The organism is Vulcaniibacterium gelatinicum (assembly GCF_008033445.1).
Lineage (GTDB): Bacteria > Pseudomonadota > Gammaproteobacteria > Xanthomonadales > Xanthomonadaceae > Vulcaniibacterium_B > Vulcaniibacterium_B gelatinicum.
On the sequence record NZ_VNKO01000005.1, the window covers coordinates 1 to 13,931 of the forward strand.

Genomic DNA, 13,931 nt, shown 5'->3' on the forward strand with positions numbered 1-13,931 from the left:
CGGACATCTGGTCGCTCCGGTTGGCTTGGCAAGGTGTGGTAACCACCAATCTACCGAAGGCCAGGTGTCCGCCCCTCTCAGGGGCTACTGGAGGGGCGGACTGTCGGGGAAATACTCAACACGAACAGCAGTCCGGCTGACACCCTCGGCGCCACGGCGGCGCGCCCGGCCCCGCCCGCTTCCAGCCCCGACCCGCGCTCTGCTACCTTCCGGGGATGCCCGTCGGCGTCCTGCTCATCACCCACGAAGGCATCGGCTCGGCGCTGGTGGCGGTGGCCACGCGGCTGCTGCGGCAGTTGCCGCTGCGGACCGAGGCGTTCGAGGTGCCGTTCGACGGCGACCCGGAGGCGCTGCTGCCGCAGGCCAGCGCGGCGCTGCGGCGGGTGGACGGGGGCCAGGGGGTGCTGGTGCTGACCGACCTGTACGGCGCCACCCCGAGCAACCTGGCCGCGCGCGTGGCCCGGCTGGGCACGCCGGTGCGGCGGGTGTCGGCGGTCAACCTGCCGATGCTGCTGCGGGTGATGAACTACGCCGAGCTGGAGCTGGACGAGCTGCCGGCGGTGGCCGCCGCCGGCGCCCGCAACGGCGTGATCCATGACGATGCGTAAGGGCCCTGCATGATCGAACGCGAACTGGTCGTGGCCAACAAGCTCGGGTTGCACGCACGCGCGACCGCGAAGCTGGTGCAGCTGCTGTCGAAGTTCCGCAGCCAGGCCACGCTGATCGCCAAGGGACGCGAGGTCAACGCCAAGAGCATCATGGGGGTGATGCTGCTGGCGGCCGGGCCGGGCACGCCGGTGCGGCTGCGGGTGGAGGGCGAGGACGAGGCCGACGCCGCCGAGGCCGTGGCCGAGCTGTTCGCGCGCCACTTCGACGAGGGCAGCTGATGCGGCAGGTGCTGGCCGGGCACGGCGCTTCGCGCGGCAGCGCGCTCGGCCGGGCCCGGGTGCGGCTGCCGCACGCGCTCGAGGTCGCCGAGGAGACCATCCCGGCCGAGCGGGTGGACGCCGAGCTGGACCGCCTGCACGAGGCGATCACCACCGTCCGCGCCGAGATGCACGCCCTGCGCCAGCGCCTGCACGGCGCGCTCGCGCACGAGGTCGGCGAGTTCCTCGACCTGCACGCGCTGCTGCTCGACGACCCCGAGCTGCTGCAGGGCCTGGACGACCTGATCCGCAAGGGCCGCTACAGCGCCGACTACGCGCTGCGGCTGCAGCGCGACCGCCTGGCCGCGGTGTTCACCGGCATCGACGACCCCTACCTGCGCAGCCGCCTCGACGACGTGGACCAGGTGATCGGCCGCCTGCACGCGGCGCTCCACCGCCGCGAGGCCGAGCTGCAGGGCATCGCCGGCGACATCCTGGTCACCGACAACGTGTCCCCGGCCGAGCTGGCGCAGTTGCACGCGCAGGGGGTGATGGCGGTGGTCACCGCCGGCGGCAGTGCGCTCTCGCACACCGCGATCCTGGCCCGCAGCCTGCACCTGCCGCTGGTGGTGGGCGTGGCCCAGGCGCTGCAGAAGGTCAACGACGGCGACGTGCTGGCAGTGGATGGCGGCAGCGGCCTGGTGGTGCTCGAGCCCGACGCCGACGACCTGCGCGCGCACCGCGAGCGGGTGCGCGAGATCAAGCGCGAGCGGCGCCAGCTCAACCGTCTGCGCCGCGAGCCCAGCCGCACCCTCGACGGGGCGGACATCAAGCTCTGGGCCAACGCCGAGTCGCGCGAGGACGTGGCCGAGGCGCACGCGCTCGGCGCCGCCGGCGTGGGCCTGTACCGCACCGAGTTCCTGTTCCTCAACCGCAGCGAGCTGCCGGACGAGGAGACCCAGTTCCGCGCCTACCGCGACGCGGTGCTGGGCATGACCGGGCGCACGGTGACGATCCGCACCCTGGACCTGGGCGCGGACAAGGCCGACGGCACCGGCCTGGCCCTGCGCGGCGAGCCCAACCCGGCGCTCGGCCTGCGCGGGGTACGCCTGTCGCTGGCGCGCGCCGAGGTGTTCGACGCCCAGCTGCGCGCGATCGCGCGCGCCTCCGGCTACGGCCCGGTGCGGGTGCTGGTGCCGATGGTCAGCGCGCGCGAGGAAGTGCTGGCGGTGCGCAGGCGGCTGCAGCGGATCGTGCGCCGGCTGCGCGGCGAGGGGCATGCGGTCGCCGAGACCATCCCGCTCGGGGCGATGATCGAGGTGCCGGCGGCGGCGCTGGCCCTGCCCGGTTTCGTCGGCGTGGTGGACTTCCTCTCCATCGGCACCAACGACCTGATCCAGTACCTGCTCGCCGCCGACCGCAACAACGAGGCGCTGGGCGAGCTGTACACGCCGCTGCACCCGGCGCTGCTGCGCCTGCTGCGCGACGTGATCCGGATCGGCGCCCGCCGTGGCCGGCCGGTGGCGGTGTGCGGCGAGATGGCGGGCGAGGCCCGCTACACGCCGCTGCTGCTCGCGCTCGGCCTGACCGAGCTCAGCCTGCACCCGGCGACCCTGCTGGAGGTGCGGCGCGGGATCCGCGGCTGCGACCTCGGCGCGCTCCGCCGCGATGCCCCCGCCCTGCTGCGCGCCCGCGACCGCGCCGCGATCGAACGCTGGCTGGAGCGGCACCGCCCGGCCGTGTGAGCCCGCACGGGGTGGGCAGGGACGCGGCCGCGGGCGATAATGCGCGCATGAACGCATGACGCCAGGTCGCATCCCGTCGTGGATGCGGCGCCTGCCCCGGGAGTGCCGCATGGCCGAAGCCGTCCGCCACGACAAGACCGCGCGCCAGCTGCGTCTGCTCTCCGATGCGCTCGACACCGGCCGCCTCGGCCCGGTGCGGCGCCTGGTCAACACGCTCTCGCCGGCCGAGATCGGCAACCTGCTCGAGTCGCTGCCGCCGGCCAAGCGCACCGTGGTCTGGGGCCTGGTGGACCCCGAGGACGACGGCGAGGTGCTGGTCCACGTCGGCGACGAGGTGCGCGAGAGCCTGCTCGCGGAGATGGACCCGGACGAGATCGTCGCCGCGGCCTCCGAACTGGACATCGACGACCTGGCCGACCTGGTCGAGGACCTGCCCGACACGGTCATCGACGAGGTCCTGAAGTCCATGGACCGCGAGAACCGGGAGCGGCTGGAGCGGGTGCTGTCCTACGACGAGGGCACCGCCGGCCGGCTGATGAACCCGGACGTGGTGACGGTGCGCGCCGACACCACCGTGGACGTGGTGCTGCGCTACCTGCGCCTGCGCGGCGAGCTGCCCGAGCACACCGACCACCTGTACGTGGTCAGCCGCCGCCACCAGTACCTGGGCCGGATCGCGCTGCAGGCGCTGCTGACCCACGAGCCGAACACGCCGATCAACCAGCTGGTGGACGACCAGCAGCCGGCCATCAACGTGGACGAGCCGGTCGAGGAGGTGGCGCGCAAGTTCTCCGACCACGACTGGATCAGCGCGCCGGTGGTGGACGAGAACAACGTGCTGCTCGGCCGCATCACCATCGACGACGTGGTGGACATCATCCGCGAGCAGGCCGAGCACCAGGCCCTGGGCGCGGCCGGCCTGGACGAGGACGAGGACCTGTTCGCGCCGGTGCCGCGCGCGGCGCGGCGGCGCGCGATCTGGCTCGGCATCAACCTGGCCACCGCGTTCCTGGCCTCGTGGGTGATCGGGCGGTTCGAGGGCACGCTGCAGCAGATCGTGGCGCTGGCGGTGCTGATGCCGATCGTGGCCAGCATGGGCGGCGTGGCCGGCACCCAGACCCTGACCCTGATGGTGCGCGGGCTGGCGCTGGGCCAGGTGGGCCGCGGCAACCTGCGCGCGATCCTGCGCAAGGAGATCCTGGTCGGCCTGCTCAACGGCCTGGCCTGGGCGCTGGTGGTGGGCGTGATCGCGGCGCTGTGGTTCCGCGATGCGCCGCTCGGGCTGGTGATCGCCGCGGCGATGACCATCAACCTGGTCGTCGCCGCGCTGTCGGGCGTGATCGTGCCGCTGACCCTGCGGCGCATGAGCATGGATCCGGCGCTCGCCGGCGGGGTGGTGCTGACCACGGTCACCGACGTGGTCGGGTTCCTGAGCTTCCTCGGCCTCGGCACGCTGATCCTGCTGCGTTGAGGCGCCCCGGCCTACGCGGCCAGCAGCGCCTCCAGCACCGCCATCCGCACCGCCACGCCGTTGCCGACCTGCTGCAGGATCCGCGACTGCGGGCCGTCGGCGACCTCGTCGGTGATCTCCACGCCGCGGTTCATCGGCCCCGGGTGCAGCACCACCGCGTCGGGCGCGGCGCGGCGCAGGCGCGCGGCGGTCAGGCCGTAGTCGCGGTGGTACTCCTCGAGCGAGGCCACCAGGCCCTCCTGCATGCGCTCGCGCTGCAGGCGCAGCATCATCACCGCGTCCACGCCCTCGAGCGCGGCGTCGAGGTCGTGGCCGACCGTGCAGCCGGCGAGTGTGGCCGGATCCTCCGGCAGCAGCGTGCGCGGGCCGCAGACCCGGATCTCGCCGGCGCCGAGGGTGCGCAGCGCGTGCAGGTCGGAACGGGCCACGCGCGAGTGCTTGACGTCGCCCACGATCAGCACCTTCAGGCGCGCGAAGTCCGCGCCCTTGGCCTGGCGCAGGGTGAGCATGTCGAGCAGGCCCTGGGTAGGGTGCGCGCTGCGCCCGTCGCCGGCATTGACCAGCACGGTGCCGGGCGCGGCGGCCGTGGCCAGCGCGGCCACGGCGCCGTCCTCGCGGTGGCGCACCACGAAACCGCGCACGCCCATCGCCTCCAGGTTCCTGAGCGTGTCGGCGGCGGTCTCGCCCTTGCTGGTGGACGAGGTGGAGGCGTCGAAGTTGAGCACGTCGGCGCCGAGCCGCTGCGCCGCCAGCCAGAAGCTCGAGCGCGTGCGCGTGGACGGCTCGAAGAACAGCGTGCATAGCGCGGTGCCGGCGAGCGCGCCGCGCAGCGCGGTGCCGCCGAACGCGTGCGGACGCAGCGCCTCGGCGCGATCGAGCAGCCGCAGCAGGGTCTGGCGCGGCAATCCTTCCAGCGTGAGCAGATGGCGCAGGCGGCCCTGCGCGTCGAGTTGGTCCAGGCTCATTCGGGGTCAGTCGGGGAGCGGATGGGCATCCTGCGGCGCGGCCAGCCAGCGTTCGACGATCACCGCCGCGGCCATCGCGTCGAGCACCGCCGCGTCGCGGCGCCGGCGGCGGCCCTCGGCGCGGTCGGCGGCGAAGCGTTGCGCGGCCTCGATCGAGGTGGTGCGCTCGTCCACCAGCACCACCGGCAGGCCGTAGCGGCGCCGCAGTTCGCGGGCGAAGGCGTGGGCGCGCCTGCGGATCGGCTGGTCGCCGCCGTCGAGGGTCATCGGGTCGCCGACCACCAGGCCGTCGGGGCGCCATTCCTCGCGCAGCTTGTCGATCGCCAGCCAGTCCGGGCCGTGCGCATGCACGTCCACCACCGCCAGCGCGCGCGCGCCATGGCCGTAGGCACTGCCGACCGCGACGCCGATGCGCCTGGCGCCGACGTCGAAGCCGAGCACGGTGCCGTCGAGTTTCATGCGTGGCCGGAGTAGTCGGCGAGCTTGCGCAGGTCCACGCCGATGCGCCCGGCGGCGGCTTGCCAGCGCGCCTCCAGCGGCACCTCGAACAGCAGCTCGGGATCGGCGGGCACGGTCAGCCAGCTGTCCTCGGTCAGCTCGTGCTCCAGCTGGCCGGCGCCCCAGCCGGCGCAACCCAGCGCGATCAGCGCGTGCGCCGGCCCCTCGCCGCGCGCCATCGCCTCGAGCACGTCGCGCGAGGTGGTCAGGTACAGGCCGTCGGCGATCTCCAGGCTCGAATCCCAGGGCCCGCCGTCGTGCAGCACGAAGCCGCGCTCGGGATGCACCGGGCCGCCGGCCAGCACCGGCTGCGCCTGCAGCGCCTCGTCGCCGGTCTCGATCCCCATCTGCCGCAGCACCTCGCCGAGGGTGTACTCGGAGCGGCGGTTGACCACGATCCCCATCGCGCCCTCGCTGTCGTGCTGGCAGATCAGGGCGACCGTGCGCGCGAAGTTCGGATCGTGCAGGGTCGGCAGCGCGATCAGCAGCTGGTTGGCGAGCGGGGTCGGATCGGTGGACATGGTGCGATTCTAGCCGAGGCGCCCCACGCGCGGCCGCCGCCGGGGCGCGTGCGGCGGCGCCGGGACGGCAAAGGGGCGGATCGCTCCGCCCCTTCGCATGCCTTCTGCCATCCCAGGGGCGCCCTTACCGCACTTCCGCCACCTCGACCCCGTCCAGGCCGGCCGCCAAGGTCTTGGCGTCGCCGCCCTGGGCGAGCTTGATCCGCAGCCGCACCTCGTTGGCGGAATCGGCGTAGCGCAGCGCGTCCTCGTAGGAGATCTCACCGGCCTGGTACAGCTCGAACAGGCTCTGGTCGAAGGTCTTCATGCCGAGGTTGGTGGACTCCTTCATCACTTCCTTGAGCTTGTGGATCTCGCCGTCGCGGATGTAGTCCTGCACCAGCGGCGTGCCGAGCAGGATCTCCATCGCCACCCGGCGGCCCTTGCCGTCCGGGGTCGGGATCAGCTGCTGCGCGACCACCGCCTTGAGGTTCAGCGACAGGTCCATCAGCAGTTGCTGGCGGCGGTCCTCGGGGAAGAAGTTGATGATGCGGTCCATCGCCTGGTTGGCGTTGTTGGCGTGCAGGGTGCACAGCACCAGGTGGCCGGTCTCGGCGAAGGCGATGGCGTGGTCCATGCCCTCGCGGGTGCGCACCTCGCCGATCATGATCACGTCCGGGGCCTGGCGCAGGGTGTTCTTCAGCGCCGCCTCCCAGCTGTCGGTGTCGATGCCGACCTCGCGCTGGGTCACGATGCAGCCCTCGTGCTTGTGCACGAACTCGATCGGATCCTCGATGGTGATGATGTGACCGGTCGAGTTCTGGTTGCGGTAGCCGATCATCGCCGCCAGCGAGGTGGTCTTGCCGGTGCCGGTGGCGCCGACGAAGATGATGATCCCGCGCTTGGTCATCGCCAGCGTCTTCAGGATCGGCGGCAGGTTCAGCTCCTCGAAGGTCGGGATCCTGGTCTCGATCCGGCGCAGCACCATGCCCACCTGGTTGCGCTGGTAGAAGCAGGAGACGCGGAACCGGCCCACGCCGGACACGCCGATGGCGAAGTTGCACTCGTGGGTCTTCTCGAACTCCTCGCGCTGCTGCGGCGTCATCACGTTGAGGACGAGGTCGCGGCTCTGCTGCGGGGTGAGCGGGTTCTGGGTGATCGGCGAGATCTTGCCGTGCACCTTCATGGATGGCGGGACGCCGGCCGTGATGAACAGGTCGGACGCCTTCTGGTGCGCCATCAGCTTGAGGAACGAGGTGAAGTCGATGCTGCTCATGGGGGGCTCCTCATTCGAAGAGGCGCTTGTCCTTGGCGTATTCGCGCGCCTGCTGGCGGGTGACCACGCCGCGCTTGACCAGGTCCTGCAGGTGCTGGTCGAGGGTCATCATGCCGTACTGCTGGCCGGTCTGGATCGCCGAGTACATCTGCGCGACCTTGTCCTCGCGGATCAGGTTCCGGATCGCGGGGATGCCGACCATGATCTCCCATGCCGCGGTGCGGCCGCCGCCGACCTTCTTCAGCAGCGCCTGCGAGATCACCGCGCGCAGCGATTCGGACAGCATCGAGCGCACCATCGGCTTCTCGCCGGCAGGGAACACGTCGATGATGCGGTCGATGGTCTTGGCCGCCGAGCTGGTGTGCAGGGTGGCGAACACCAGATGGCCGGTCTCGGCCGCGGTCAGCGCCAGGCGGATGGTCTCGATGTCGCGCATCTCGCCGACCAGGATGTAGTCCGGGTCCTCGCGCAGGGCCGAGCGCAGTGCCTCGTTGAAGCCGTGGGTGTCGCGGTGCACCTCGCGCTGGTTGACCAGGCACTTCTGCGAGGTGTGCACGAACTCGATCGGATCCTCGATCGAGAGGATGTGGCCGTACTGGTTCTTGTTGATGTGGTCGAGCATCGCCGCCAGGGTGGTGGACTTGCCCGACCCGGTGGGGCCGGTCACCAGGATCAGGCCCTGCGGCTGGTCGATCAGCTCCTTGAACACGCGCGGGCAGCCCAGGTCCTCGAGCGTGAGCACCTCGGACGGGATGGTGCGGAACACCGCGCCGGCGCCGCGGTTCTGGTTGAAGGCGTTGACGCGGAAGCGGGCCAGGCCCGGGATCTCGAACGAGAAGTCGACCTCGAGGAATTCCTCGTAGTCGCGCCGCTGCTTGTCCGACATGATGTCGTACACCAGCGCGTGCACCTGCTTGTGGTCGAGCGCGGGGATGTTGATCCGGCGCACGTCCCCGTCCACCCGGATCATCGGCGGCAGGCCAGCCGAGAGATGCAGGTCCGAAGCCTTGTTCTTGACCGAAAATGCCAGAAGTTCGGCGATATCCATGCGTGCTCCCCTGCACGTGCGAAAGCCGGCGGGCGGTGTCCGCGCCGGCGGAAACTGGAACGGCGCCACCCTCGAAGGCAGTATGGGCGCCCTCCCCGGGGTGTCAACCGCCATGTCAGACAGCTGCGACGACGTGCTCAGGCACGCCTTTCGCGAGGTCCTGCAACGGCTTGAGAACGCGGCCCGGCAGTCCGGTCGGCCAGTGCCGCGGCTGCTGGCGGTCGGCAAGACCCAGCCGGCGGCGAAGATCGCCGCACTGGCCGCGCTCGGCCAGCGCGCCTTCGGCGAGAACTACGTGCAGGAGGCGCTGGCCAAGCAGGCCACGCTGGGCGAGGCCGGGCTGGAGTGGCACCTGATCGGACACCTGCAGTCGAACAAGGCGCGCGAGGCGGCGCAGGCCTTCGACTGGGTGCAGACCGTGGACCGGCCGAAGCTGGTCGCGGCGCTGGCGCGCCACCGCCCACCCGCGCGCGGGCCGCTGAACGTGCTGATCCAGGTGAACATCGACGACGAGGCCAGCAAGCATGGCTGCCGGCCGGAGCAGGTGGGCGCCCTCGTCGCGGCGATCGCGGCCGAACCGGCGCTGCGCCTGCGCGGGCTGATGGCGATCCCGGCGCCCTGGCCCGAGCCGGCACGCCGCCGCGAAGCCTTCCGCCGCATGCGGAGCCTGTTCGAGGTGCTGGCCGCCGAGCACCCGGGCGTGGACACCCTGTCCATGGGCATGAGCGACGACCTCGAGCTGGCGATCGCCGAAGGCGCGACCCTGGTGCGGGTCGGCACCGCCCTGTTCGGCGCCCGCCCGCCCAAGGCCGCCGCGTGAACCGTGGCGCCCCTTCCCTCTCCAGCGCAGACTGTGCGCATGACGAATGCTTCCGACACCCCTCTTCAGAGTCCCGGCCCGATCGCCTTCATCGGCGGCGGCAACATGGCGCGCTGCCTGATCGGCGGGCTGGTCGCCGGCGGACTGGCGCCGGCCGCGATCCGCGTCGCCGAGCCGGTGGAGGCGCTGCGCGAGGCGCTGGCACGCGACTTCGGCGTGCAGGTGTTCGCCGATGGCGCGCAAGCCGTGGCCGGCGCGCGCACCTGGCTGCTGGCGGTCAAGCCGCAGGTGATGCGCGGGGTGTGCGCGGCGCTCGCGGACGCCGCGCAGGCAGGGCGGCCGTTGATCGTGTCCATCGCCGCGGGCATCACCTCGGCCCAGCTCGAGCGCTGGCTCGGCGGCGGCCTGGCCGTGGTGCGGACGATGCCGAACACGCCTGCCCTGCTGCGCGCCGGCGTCACCGGGCTGTACGCCAACCCGCGCGTGGACGCCGACGGCCGCGCGCGTGCGCAGGCGCTGCTGGCCGCGGCGGGGGCGACGGTGTGGATCGAGGACGAGGCGCTGATGGACGCGGTCACCGCGGTCTCCGGCAGCGGCCCGGCCTACGTGTTCCTGCTCGCCGAGGCGATGCAGGCCGCGGCCGAGGCCGAAGGCCTGCCGGCCGAGGCCGCGCGTACGCTGGTGCTGCACACCATCCTCGGTGCCGGACGCATGCTCACCGAAAGCGGCGAGGCGCCGGCCGAGCTGCGCCGCCGCGTGACCTCGCCCGGCGGCACCACCCAGGCCGCGATCGAGACCTTCGAGGCCGGCGGCTTCCGCGAACTGGTCGCGCGCGCGATCCATGCCGCGACCGAGCGCGGGCGGCAGTTGTCGGAAAAGGGGTCGGAAAAGGGGTCAGAGTGATTTTCGCTAGGCGAAAATCACTCTGACCCCTTTTCCTCCTTTTCCTCCTTTTCCTCCTTTTCCCCCTTTCGGCACACCGCCGGCGTGCGCGACGCGGCGTCGAGCTCGCGCCGGGTCTGAGCCAGCCGCTCGCGCCACGGGCCCGTGCCATCGGCGGCGACGCCGTCGAGCACGGCGCGGGCCTCGCGCACGCAGCCCAGCTCGCCGAGCACGCTGGCCAGGTTGTTCGCCAGCACCGCATCGCCGGGCGCATGGCGCAGGCCGGTGCGGTAATGCGCTGCGGCCTGCGCGCGCCGTCCGGCCTGGTAGGCCTGGTTGCCGAGCGCAAGGTGCACGCGCGGATCGGCGGGCCAGCGCCGCAATGCCGCGGCGTAGGCCGGTTGCGCCTGCGCCGGCCCGGCCACGGCCTCGAAATCGGCCACCGCGCGCAGGTAGGTGCCGGCGTCGGCGCGTGCCGGCAGTTCGCCCGGGCGCAGCGCGACGAAGCCCCAGCGTCCGGCCCAGTCCCAGGTACGCAGGAAGCGCGAGGCGCGCACCGGCAGGGCGCGCTGCGTGCCGCTGTTCAGGATCACCCGGTTGGCGCGCGGATCGGCGCCGACCAGCACCACGTAATGCCAGCGCGGCACGCTGCGCACCAGCAGGTTCTGCAGCACCAGCACCGGCCGTCCCGCTTCCAGTTCCGCCACCAGCGCCTCGAGCGTGGGCTCGACCGGATGCGGGATGCGGCCGGCGCGGCGCGCGGCGGCGAGCAGTTCGACCTGCAGGCTGCCCTGCCGCGCCGGCAGGTACACCTGCGGCGCGAGCGCCTCCGGCGCGAGCGGGACGCCGCTCGCACCGAGCACGCCGGCCAGCGCCGCGGGGCCGCAGTGGTGGTCGGTCTGCGGATGGAACGGGACGTCCGCGAGCAGCACCGGCCGCGCCTGCGCGGTGCTCACCTGTGCCGGCGGAAAAGCCGTGCGCAGGCTCGCGCAGGCGCCGGCGGCCAGGCACACGAGCGCGAGCGCGGCGCTCCGCCAGCCGGCCGGCGGGCACACCGGATCTCGCGGCGCGTTGGCCTCACGCACGCTTGAAAATGTCGATCACGCCGGTGAGCTCGAGGATCAGCAGCACGATGAACACGATGCCGATCACCGCCAGCGCGCCGTCCCCGCCGGCGGGCAGGGTGTCGAGCCGGCCCTGCACCTGCAGCAGTTCGGCGTCGCTGAGCGCGGCGATACGGGCGTCGGCCTCGGCCGGGTCCACGCCCAGGCGCAGCATCGCCTGGCGCACGTCGTCGCGGGCGAGCTTCTCGCGCACCTCGCGCTCGGCCGCCGCGCGCTGCTCGGCCGACAGCGCCTCCTGGGTCGTGATCACCGCCGCGGAGACGTTGGCCGCATAGCCGGAACACACGAGCGACACCGCCACTACGGGCACCACCACGAACTTGCGGAACATGGCAACACCTCCTGAACGAAGGGGGCCCGGATATGCCACAGCGCTCGTGAAGGCGGCGGAATGCCCGCCGGATGCCATTCAGCAATGCCGACGCGCCGTCAAGGGCGCGGCCGCTGCGCCCAGTCGCGCACGATCCGGGCGATCTCGCGCACGCCCTCGGTCAGCGCCGCCGGGCCGGGCTGGAGGATGAGCGGCGACTTGATCTCGTGCAGCTCGCCGTCGCGCACCGCCGGGACCGCGTCCCAGCCCGGGCGCGCGGCCACCTTCTCCGGCCGGAACTTCTTGCCGCACCACGAGCCGAGGATGATGTCCGGCGCGCGCCGCACCACCTCGTCCGGATCGGCCAGGATGCGCGCCTTCGCCAGCGGCTCGGCCGCGCGCTCGGGGAACACGTCCTCGCCGCCGGCGATGCGGATCAGCTCGGCGACCCAGCGGATGCCGGTGATCGGCGGCTCGTCCCATTCCTCGAAATACACCCGCGGCCGGCGCGGCAGCGTCGCGGCCTGGCGCGCGATCGCGTCCAGTCCGCGGCGCAGCTCGTCGGCGTACGCCTCCGCCTTCGCCCCCGCCCCGACCAGCGCGCCGAGCCGGCGGATGTAGTCGAGGATGCCCTCGACGCTGCGGTGGTTGCTGATCCACACCTCCACCCCGTGCCGGATCAGCTCGGCGGCGATGTCGGCCTGGATGTCGGAGAAGCCGATCGCGAAATCCGGCTCGAGCTTGAGGATCTCGTCGATCTTCGCGCTGGTGAAGGCGCTGACCTTCGGCTTCTCCCGGCGCGCGATCGCCGGACGCACGGTGAAGCCGCTGATGCCGACGATGCGGTGCTGCTCGCCGAGCGCGTACAGCGTCTCGGTCGGTTCCTCGGTCAGGCAGACGATGCGTTGCGGGCCCATGCGCTCAGGCCCGGCTCATGGATACAGCATCCGCTTCGACCAGGCGCCGTCGTCGCCGCGTTCGTACAGCCAGCGCTCGTGCAGGCGGTACTCGGCGCCGTACCAGAACTCGATCGCGCGCGGCACGATCCGGAAGCCGCTCCAGCGCGGCGGGCGCGGCACCGGCCGGCCCTCGAACTCGCGCTCGAAGTGGGCGTAGCGCTGCTCGAACAGCTCGCGCGAGGACAGCGTCTCGGACTGGTGCGAGGCCCACGCGCCGAGCTGGCTGCCGCGCGGGCGGGTGGCGAAGTAGGCGTCGGCCTCGGCCTCGTCCACGATCTCCACCCCGCCCTCGATCCGCACCTGCACGCCCAGGCGCACCCGCGGCCAGTGGAACAGCAGCGCGGCCTGCGGGTTGGCCTGCAGCTCGCGGCCCTTGCGCCCGTCGAGGTGGGTGTAGAAGACGAAACCGCGCGCGTCGTGCGCCTTGAGCAGCACGATGCGCGCGGAGGGACGGGCATCGGGCGTGGCGGTGGCGACGGTCATCGCGGTGCGGTCGGGCTCGCCGGCGGCGAGCGCCTCGTCGAACAGGCGGTCGAAGGTGGCCAGCGCCTCGGCGTACAGGTCGGTCATGGCGGGCGGGAGGCGGCGCGAACCGCGATGGGGGAAGTGGCGATTGTCGCCTTATCCTTGCGCGCATGCATCCGTCCCCCGCTGCCGGCCATGCACCGGAATTCGTCGCCGCCGTGCTCGACGACGCGCTCGCCCACGCCTGCCGCGTGTACGCCATCGCCGGCCTGCAGGGCACCGGCAAGTCCACCCTCGCGGCGCAGATGGCCACGCTCGCGCGCCAGCGCGGCCTGCGCGTGGCGGTGCTGTCCGTGGACGACTTCTACCTCGACCGCCCCGAGCGCGAGCGGCTCGGGCGCCAGGTGCATCCGCTGCTGGCCACGCGCGGGCCGCCGGGCACGCACGAGGTGGCGCTCGCCTGCGCCACCGTGGACGGGCTGCTGACCGGCGCACCCACGCCGCTGCCGCAGTTCGACAAGATCGCCGACCGGCGCCTGCCGCAGGCGCAGTGGCCGGTGCTGCCGGGCGCGGACCTGGTGGTCTTCGAGGGCTGGTTCCTGAAGGTGCCGGCCGAGGCACCGACCGCACTCGCCGCGCCGTGCAACGCGCTCGAGCGCGAGGAGGATCCCGACGGCACCTGGCGCCGGTACTGCAACGAAGCGCTGGCGCGCGACTACGCGCCGCTGTGGGCGCGGCTGGACCGGCTGCTGTTCCTGCAGCCGCCCGGGTTCGAGGTGGTACCGGAGTGGCGCTGGCAGCAGGAGTGCACGCTGCAGGCGGCCAATCCCGGGCGACAGGCGATGACCCGGCCGCAGGTGGAGCGCTTCGTGCAGTTCTTCGAGCGGGTCAGCCGGCAGGCGCTGCGCACGCTGCCGGACATCGCCGACTGGACGGTGCGGCTGGATGCGCGGCGGCGGGTGCTGGACGGCATGCCGGCGGCGCTGCGCTAGCATCGCGGCG

The 13,931-nt window shown here is 72.6% G+C and carries 16 protein-coding genes; 7 read left to right on the plus strand and 9 right to left on the minus strand.

Translation table 11 applies throughout. The annotated features are described in order from the left end of the window. Positions 1 to 215: 215 nt before the first annotated feature. From FPV26_RS04245 to mgtE, 4 genes are all read left to right on the plus strand, one after another. Complete coding sequence (locus FPV26_RS04245; RefSeq protein WP_147652477.1) at positions 216 to 608, plus strand: PTS sugar transporter subunit IIA; 393 nt, start codon at positions 216 to 218, stop codon at positions 606 to 608. Between the two features lie 9 nt (positions 609 to 617). After that, a complete protein-coding gene (locus FPV26_RS04250) occupies positions 618 to 887 on the plus strand; it encodes an HPr family phosphocarrier protein (protein WP_147652478.1) in 270 nt (89 codons plus the stop codon). After that, positions 887 to 2,611: a phosphoenolpyruvate--protein phosphotransferase gene (ptsP, locus tag FPV26_RS04255; RefSeq protein WP_147652479.1), complete on the plus strand. Its 1,725-nt coding sequence runs from the start codon at positions 887 to 889 to the stop codon at positions 2,609 to 2,611. The genes FPV26_RS04250 and ptsP overlap by 1 nt, the downstream gene beginning before the upstream one ends. 109 nt (positions 2,612 to 2,720) lie before the next feature. Continuing rightward, positions 2,721 to 4,082, plus strand: coding sequence for a magnesium transporter (gene mgtE / locus FPV26_RS04260; RefSeq protein WP_147652480.1), 1,362 nt, complete (start codon positions 2,721 to 2,723; stop codon positions 4,080 to 4,082). 11 nt (positions 4,083 to 4,093) lie between these two features. On the opposite strand, the gene FPV26_RS04265 is transcribed toward mgtE, so the two are convergent. From FPV26_RS04265 to FPV26_RS04285, 5 genes are all read right to left on the minus strand, one after another. Further along, complete coding sequence (locus tag FPV26_RS04265) at positions 4,094 to 5,047, minus strand: aspartate carbamoyltransferase catalytic subunit (RefSeq protein ID WP_147652481.1); 954 nt, start codon at positions 5,045 to 5,047, stop codon at positions 4,094 to 4,096. A 6-nt stretch (positions 5,048 to 5,053) separates the two neighbouring features. Next, positions 5,054 to 5,506, minus strand: coding sequence for a Holliday junction resolvase RuvX (ruvX, locus tag FPV26_RS04270; RefSeq protein WP_147652482.1), 453 nt, complete (start codon positions 5,504 to 5,506; stop codon positions 5,054 to 5,056). Continuing rightward, positions 5,503 to 6,066 (minus strand): YqgE/AlgH family protein, encoded by a 564-nt coding sequence (locus tag FPV26_RS04275; RefSeq protein ID WP_147652483.1) that lies wholly within the window; start codon positions 6,064 to 6,066, stop codon positions 5,503 to 5,505. Before FPV26_RS04275 ends, ruvX begins: the two co-directional genes overlap by 4 nt. Positions 6,067 to 6,190: 124 nt before the next feature. Then, positions 6,191 to 7,321 (minus strand): PilT/PilU family type 4a pilus ATPase, encoded by a 1,131-nt coding sequence (locus tag FPV26_RS04280; protein WP_147652484.1) that lies wholly within the window; start codon positions 7,319 to 7,321, stop codon positions 6,191 to 6,193. Between the two features lie 10 nt (positions 7,322 to 7,331). After that, entirely contained in the window at positions 7,332 to 8,369 is a 1,038-nt protein-coding gene (locus tag FPV26_RS04285) for a type IV pilus twitching motility protein PilT (RefSeq protein WP_147652485.1), read from the minus strand. Between the two features lie 112 nt (positions 8,370 to 8,481). Between FPV26_RS04285 and FPV26_RS04290 the strand changes: the two genes are divergently transcribed. Together FPV26_RS04290 and proC are read left to right on the plus strand one after the other, a co-directional pair. Next, positions 8,482 to 9,189 carry a YggS family pyridoxal phosphate-dependent enzyme gene (locus FPV26_RS04290; protein WP_147652486.1) on the plus strand — a complete coding sequence of 236 codons (708 nt, stop codon included), beginning with the start codon at positions 8,482 to 8,484 and terminating at the stop codon, positions 9,187 to 9,189. A gap of 39 nt (positions 9,190 to 9,228) precedes the next feature. Beyond that, positions 9,229 to 10,092 (plus strand): pyrroline-5-carboxylate reductase, encoded by an 864-nt coding sequence (proC, locus tag FPV26_RS04295; protein ID WP_147652487.1) that lies wholly within the window; start codon positions 9,229 to 9,231, stop codon positions 10,090 to 10,092. Between the two features lie 17 nt (positions 10,093 to 10,109). Here the strand turns inward: proC and FPV26_RS04300 are convergent, their stop codons facing one another. From FPV26_RS04300 to pdxH, 4 genes are all read right to left on the minus strand, one after another. Then, on the minus strand, positions 10,110 to 11,156 hold the full coding sequence (locus FPV26_RS04300; protein WP_147652488.1) for a PA2778 family cysteine peptidase: 1,047 nt from the start codon (positions 11,154 to 11,156) through the stop codon (positions 10,110 to 10,112). Next, positions 11,149 to 11,526 carry a PA2779 family protein gene (locus FPV26_RS04305; protein WP_147652489.1) on the minus strand — a complete coding sequence of 126 codons (378 nt, stop codon included), beginning with the start codon at positions 11,524 to 11,526 and terminating at the stop codon, positions 11,149 to 11,151. The genes FPV26_RS04300 and FPV26_RS04305 overlap by 8 nt, the downstream gene beginning before the upstream one ends. Positions 11,527 to 11,624: 98 nt before the next feature. Continuing rightward, positions 11,625 to 12,422 (minus strand): cobalamin-binding protein, encoded by a 798-nt coding sequence (locus FPV26_RS04310; RefSeq protein WP_147652490.1) that lies wholly within the window; start codon positions 12,420 to 12,422, stop codon positions 11,625 to 11,627. A 15-nt stretch (positions 12,423 to 12,437) separates the two neighbouring features. Beyond that, positions 12,438 to 13,034 (minus strand): pyridoxamine 5'-phosphate oxidase, encoded by a 597-nt coding sequence (gene pdxH / locus FPV26_RS04315; protein WP_147652491.1) that lies wholly within the window; start codon positions 13,032 to 13,034, stop codon positions 12,438 to 12,440. A 65-nt stretch (positions 13,035 to 13,099) separates the two neighbouring features. Between pdxH and FPV26_RS04320 the strand changes: the two genes are divergently transcribed. After that, on the plus strand, positions 13,100 to 13,921 hold the full coding sequence (locus tag FPV26_RS04320; protein ID WP_147652492.1) for a kinase: 822 nt from the start codon (positions 13,100 to 13,102) through the stop codon (positions 13,919 to 13,921). Positions 13,922 to 13,931: the final 10 nt, after the last annotated feature.